The sequence below is a fragment of the Ruminococcus sp. AF31-8BH genome (assembly GCF_003460605.1).
Lineage (GTDB): Bacteria > Bacillota > Clostridia > Lachnospirales > Lachnospiraceae > Blautia_A > Blautia_A acetigignens.
The window spans coordinates 297,393-300,333 of the sequence record NZ_QTVN01000004.1; the positions used below are offsets into that span (position 1 = coordinate 297,393).

At 53.9% G+C, this 2,941-nt stretch carries 1 rRNA gene; it reads right to left on the minus strand.

The window, feature by feature from the left end:
• Positions 1-14: 14 nt before the first annotated feature.
• Positions 15-2,904 (minus strand): 23S ribosomal RNA (locus DWZ38_RS07350).
• Positions 2,905-2,941: the final 37 nt, after the last annotated feature.

Below are 2,941 nucleotides of genomic sequence, written 5' to 3' on the forward strand. Positions count from 1 at the left end.
TTCGTGCTTAGCACTCAGGTCAAGCCCTCACCCTATTAGTAGCAGTCAGCTCCATGTATTACTACACTTCCACCCCTGCCCTATCTACCTCGTCGTCTTCAAGGGGGTTTACTTCTTTCGAATGGGACATCTCATCTTGAGGGGGGCTTCACGCTTAGATGCCTTCAGCGTTTATCCCTTCCGGACTTGGCTACCCGGCCGTAGACTTGGCAGTCTAACCGGTACACCAGCGGTCCGTCCATCCCGGTCCTCTCGTACTAAGGACAGCTCCTCTCAGATATCCTACGCCCACGCCGGATAGGGACCGAACTGTCTCACGACGTTCTGAACCCAGCTCGCGTACCGCTTTAATGGGCGAACAGCCCAACCCTTGGGACCTACTACAGCCCCAGGATGCGATGAGCCGACATCGAGGTGCCAAACCACTCCGTCGATGTGAACTCTTGGGAGTGATAAGCCTGTTATCCCCAGGGTAGCTTTTATCCGTTGAGCGATGGCATTCCCACTTAATACCACCGGATCACTAAGCCCTACTTTCGTACCTGCTCCACCCGTCGGTGTCGCAGTCAAGCTCCCTTCTGCCTTTGCACTCTTCGAATGGTTTCCGTCCATTCTGAGGGAACCTTTGGGCGCCTCCGATACCCTTTCGGAGGCGACCGCCCCAGTCAAACTCCCCGTCTGGCATTGTCCCACCGCCGGTTCACGGCGGCTGGTTAGAAGCCCAGTACTGCAAGGGTGGTATCCCAACAGCGGCTCCGCGGCAACTGGCGTTACCGTTTCTCAGCCTCCCACCTATCCTGTACATGCAATACCGGACCCCAGTACCAAACTGGAGTAAAGCTCCATGGGGTCTTTCCGTCCTGGCGCAGGTAACCAGCATCTTCACTGGTACTTCAATTTCACCGGATGCATTGTCGAGACAGCGCTCAAATCATTACGCCTTTCGTGCGGGTCGGAACTTACCCGACAAGGAATTTCGCTACCTTAGGACCGTTATAGTTACGGCCGCCGTTTACTGGGGCTTAAATTCAAAGCTTCGCTTGCGCTAACCTCTCCTCTTAACCTTCCAGCACCGGGCAGGCGTCAGCCCATATACCTCACCTTTCGGTTTCGCATAGACCTGTGTTTTTGCTAAACAGTTGCTTGAGCCTATTCTCTGCGGCCTGTTCTCACAGGCACCCCTTCTCCCGAAGTTACGGGGTCATTTTGCCGAGTTCCTTGACAATGCTTCTTCCGCCGGCCTTAGGATTCTCTCCTCATCCACCTGTGTCGGTTTACGGTACGGGTACGGTATAAACAATAGCGGCTTTTCTTGACGCATGGCTCACGGACTTCGCTACTTGTATTTCGCTCCGCATCACGGCTTCCCATTGCCACCCGGATTTGCCAAAGTGGCTGGTACCCCGCTTGCACCGGGCTTTCCATTCCCGGCTTCCGCTCTCCTTACGTGTCCCCACAGTTCTGTCATACCGCAGTACAGGAATCTCCACCTGTTGTCCATCGGCTACGACTCTCGTCCTCGCCTTAGGCCCCGACTTACCCAGGGCAGATCAGCTTTACCCTGGAAACCTTGGATATTCGGCCTAAAGGATTCTCACCTTTATCTCGCTACTCATTCCGGCATTCTCTCTTCCATGCAGTCCACAGCTCCTTACGGTACTGCTTCCTCCCGCATGCAATGCTCCTCTACCGATCCTTGCGGATCCCTTAGTTTCGGTGGTACGTTTCAGCCCCGGACATTTTCGGCGCAGGGCCTCTCGACCAGTGAGCTATTACGCACTCTTTGAATGAATGGCTGCTTCTGAGCCAACATCCTGGTTGTCTTCGAGACCCCACATCCTTTTCCACTTAACGTACACTTTGGGACCTTAACTGAAGGTCTGGGCTCTTTCCCTTTTGACCGCCCAACTTATCTCGTGCGGTCTGACTCCCGGTCTTATCTACATGGCATTCGGAGTTTGATATTCTTCGGTAGGCTTTGACGCCCCCTAGGAAATTCAGTGCTCTACCTCCACAAGACTCATGACCGAGGCTAGCCCTAAAGCTATTTCGAGGAGAACCAGCTATCTCCGGGTTCGATTGGAATTTCTCCCCTACCCACACCTCATCCCCACCCTTTTCAACGGATGTGGGTCCGGACCTCCACTGCCTCTTACGGCAGCTTCATCCTGGACATGGGTAGATCACCCGGTTTCGGGTCTACTCCTACTGACTTAAGGCCCTCTTAAGACTTGGTTTCCCTACGGCTCCGCACCTGAAGTGCTTAACCTTGCCAGTAAGCGTAACTCGCCGGACCGTTCTACAAAAAGTACGCGGTTGCACGCATAAGGTGCTCCCACAGCTTGTAGACACAGGGTTTCAGGTTCTCTTTCACTCCCCTCCCGGGGTCCTTTTCACCTTTCCTTCACAGTACTATGCGCTATCGGTCACTAAGTAGTATTTAGCCTTAGGGGGTGGTCCCCCTGACTTCCCACAAGGTTCCTCGTGTCTCGTGGTACTCTGGATCCTGCTCTGTCTCATCAGCTTTCACGTACGGGGCTTTCACCCTCTGCGGCCGGCTTTCCCAAAACCGTTCTGTTAGCTTCCAAGAATCATTAATGCAGTCCGTAACCCCGGAATGCACGCATTCCGGTTTAGGCTCTTCCGCGTTCGCTCGCCGCTACTTGCAGAATCGAGTTTTCTTTCTTTTCCTCCGGGTACTTAGATGTTTCAGTTCCCCGGGTTCCCTTCCATACGTTATGGATTGGCGTATGGATGACGGAGGTGTGCTCCGCCGGGTTTCCCCATTCAGAGATCTCCGGATCAATGGATATTTGCTCCTCCCCGAAGCTTATCGCAGCTTATCACGTCTTTCATCGGCTCTTAGTGCCAAGGCATCCGCCCTGTGCCCTTATTGCTTGACCTTTCGCTCATCACCCTAGCGTAGGTGATGCGGTCTTTT